Source organism: Bartonella sp. MU70NMGDW (assembly GCF_042194085.1).
GTDB lineage: Bacteria > Pseudomonadota > Alphaproteobacteria > Rhizobiales > Rhizobiaceae > Bartonella > Bartonella grahamii.
In genome coordinates, this window is the sequence record NZ_JBHIMK010000131.1 from 1 (window position 1) to 3,893 (window position 3,893).

General features: G+C 37.3%; 1 pseudogene. It reads left to right on the forward strand.

Features of this window, described 5'->3' with window-relative positions:
• Positions 1-3,893 (forward strand): annotated as a pseudogene (locus ACFIKE_RS08615) (hypothetical protein); the annotation flags it as partial.

Here is a 3,893-nt window from a genome sequence, read left to right on the forward strand (position 1 = left end):
AGTTGGCAGCTTTCTGTTAATGGTGGAGATGCTACAGCTATTGGACCAAATGGCACAGTAAATTTCCAAGCAGCTGGCAATGAACACAAAAAGAATATTAAGATTGAAAAAGACGGAAATCACAATGTCACATTTGATCTAGCTGATGATATTGAGGTAATGACTGTCACAGCAGGAGAAAGCATTATGAGTGCTGCTGGCTTTATGTTTACTGATGGTACTGGGCCGAGCATAACTGTTAAGGGCATTCATGCTGGTGATAAAACGATTAAAGGAGTAGCGGCAGGGGAAGACAATACCGATGCTGTAAACTTTGCACAGTTGACAGAAGTCAAAACACTTGCAGAAAAAGGCTGGAAACTTTCTGTTGATGGTAACAATGCTACAGACGTTAAAGCTGGTAGTACAGTAGATCTTGTTGCAGGTGCGAGTGAGGGTAGAAGCAAAAATATCAACATTGAAAAAGCCAATAACAAAGTCACATTTTCTTTGAATGATAATCTTAAGCTCTCGAGTGTTACGACAGGCAACAGTGTTATGAATGATGAAGGCTTTACGTTTGTTAATGGGGGACCAAGCATAACAGCGAATGGTATTAATGCTGGCAATAAAAAGATTACGGGAGTGCTAGCGGGAACTGATGCTGAAGATGCTGTAAATTATAAGCAGTTGCAAGATTTTACAGCGGGAATTAAAACGGGTTGGAAACTTGCTGTTGAAGATGAAGAGCCTACAGATATTGGGGCAGAGAGTACAGTAAGGTTTGTAGGTGTTAATGCAGAGGATGGTAATGAAGAAAGTAAGAATATCAAAATTACCAAAAACGGTGACAATACTGTAAAGTTTGATTTGAATGATATTGTCAGAGTTAAACGTGTAATAGCAGGTAAGGCGAATGTAAGCGATAATGGCTTCGTGATTACTGGTGGTCCTAATATGACTACTGGGGGTATTTATGCTGGTAATAAACAAATTAAAGGGGTGGAAGAGGGAACTTTAGAGACCGATGCAGTGAATGTTGCACAATTGAACAAAATAAAAAATGAAATAGCAGGAAATAGTCTTGTTAAATGGGATGAAGTGCAGAAACTTATCACCATTGGTAAGGAAAAAAGTGGTACGAAAATTGATATCGCAGGTAACGAAGGAGACCGGACTATTGCAGGCGTGAAGGCTGCAAAGAATGATAATGAAGCTGTCAATAAAAAACAACTCGATGATCATATTGCAAATATTACTAATCATATTAAGAACGTGAGTGATTTCGCGGTTCTCTATGATAAAAATGGAGATAATTCTGTCAATTATAACAGTGTGACTTTGGGTGGTGATAAGAGTGATGGTTCCGTTGCTCTTTTGAATGTCAAAGATGGTAAAATTGCTAAAAATTCGCATGATGCAATCAACGGTAGCCAAATTAATGAGATCTCTCAAGATGTAGCAAAATTTTTTGGTGGAGATGCAGCGTTTGAAGATGGTGCTTTTAAAGGACCCAAATATAGTTTATCTGTTATTTTTGAAGATGGTACGATAGGAAATATTAATTATCGTGATGTTGGTTCTGCATTGAAAGGACTTGATGGGAATGTCAAAAGTGTGAATAATCGTTTGACGAATGTTACTAATGAATTTACTCAGAGATTTGATACTCTCTCTCAAGATGCGTTACTTTGGAGTGAAGAAGAACAAGCGTTTGTTGCGCGGCATGGTGGAGAGGGTAATAAAACAAAAAGTAAGATTAGCTATCTTATGAATGGGGAAATTCACGAAGAATCAACAGATGCAATTAATGGCAGCCAAATTAATAAAATATCTGGAGATATCGCGAGTTTCTTTGGTGGTGGTACTTCATTTAAAAATGGTGTTTTTTTTGGACCACAGTATAATTTATCTACTGTTTCTGCAGATGGTAAGGTAGAACAGAAAACTTTTGAAAATGTTGGTGATGCTTTGACAGGAATTGATGCAAATGTCAAAAATGTGAATAGTCGACTAACATATGTAGACAATAAATTTGATAAATTTTCTCAAGATGCCTTATTGTGGGATGAAGGTAAGAAAGCGTTTGTTGCACTTCATGAAAAAAATGGAGAAAAAACAGAAAGTAAGCTTACCTACCTTTTGAATGGTGATATTACTGAAGATTCAACAGATGCTATAAATGGTTCTCAAATTCATTCTATGGGCAGCAAAATTGCTACTTATTTTGGTGGCAATGCCTCTTTCACAAATGGAGTCTTTAGAAAACCGAGATATAATTTAACTACTATTGATGAACATGGACAGGAAAAACAGACGGAACATAATGATGTTGGATCGGCTTTGTCAGGGCTTAATATGAACATCAGGCATGTTAATCAGCATTTGCGCTATGCAATAAATGATATTGCTAATTATTTTGGTGGTGGTGCTGGGTATGATGACGCTGGTAATTGGCATGCTCCCACTTTCAAAGTTATCCAATTCAAGGATGATGGAACTTCCTCTAAACAGCCTTATTCAAATGTTGCTGATGCTTTTGAAGGTGTGAACAATACTTTCACAAATATTCACAATCAAATCTCTGATATAACAAAAAATAGCCTTGTGAAGCAGGAGGGAGAAGACGGTCTTATTACTGTTGGTAAAGAAACTGGTGGTACTAAAATCAGTATTGTAAATAAAGGTGGTATGGAGCGTATACTTTCCGGTATAAAAGATGGAGAGCTTTCTCAAGCATCAAAAGAAGCAGTAAATGGTTCACAGCTCTTCAAGATTGCTCAAAATACATCGAAATATTTTGGTGGCAGCACAGATGTACTTGAAGGTATAGAACCATCTTTCCTTATTCAGGATAAGGCATATAATAATGTTACAGATGCGTTTACTGGTGTGAATGTTTCTATTACAAATCTTGATAATAAGATTATTGAAATGAAAAAAAATAGTCTTATACAGCAAGAGGGAATTTCAGGTATCATCACCATCGGTGCGAAAACAGCTGGTACTGAGATCAATATTGCAGGATATGGTAAGGTCGCACGTTCCATTTCTGGTGTTAAGGCAGCAGAAAAGGGCGATGAAGCTGTTAACAAAGACCAGCTTGATAAAAGCATAAGGGATATTACGAAAGATATTGAGACAGCAAGTGCTGCTGCGGTTCTTTACGATAAGAATGACGATGATAGTGTTAATTACGGTAGTGTGACTTTAGGTGGCAATAAAAACAACGGACCAGTTTCTCTCCTTAATATTAAAGATGGCAGAATTGCTGCGAGTTCAACTGATGCCATTACCGGTAACCAGCTTTATCTCATGAGCAACCAATTGGCTGTGTATTTTGGTGGTGGTGCTGGCTATAATAATGGAAAATGGAACGCTCCTAATTTCAAGATTTCTCAATTTAATGCCGATGGTACTGTTGGGGAGGAGAAAAACTACAATAATGTCGCTGATGCTTTTGGTGATATTAATAATGGGATGTCAAATATTAACAACCGTATTGATGATGTCATCAACAAGGTCGATACAGATGCTTTAAAGTGGAATGATAAAGAAAAAGCCTATGATGCTAATCGTGCTGGTAAGCCGAATAAAATTATCAATGTAGCTGATGGTAAAATTGCAGAAGGCTCGAAAGATGCAGTAAATGGTGGACAGCTTTGGCAGACCAACGAACGTATCACTGGTGTTGAAAAAGATATTAAGCATATCGAAAACAGAGTCGACAATATTTCCGCTACGGTTACCAATATTGGTGAGACAGTTCATAATATTGATATAAAAGTCGATAACATTGAAGATAGGGTTGATAATCTTGTTGATGGTGTTGTTCTCTATGACAGAGATGAAAACGGCAAAAAAACCAATAAAATCACATTAGCGGGTGGTGATCCTAGTGAACCTGTTATGAT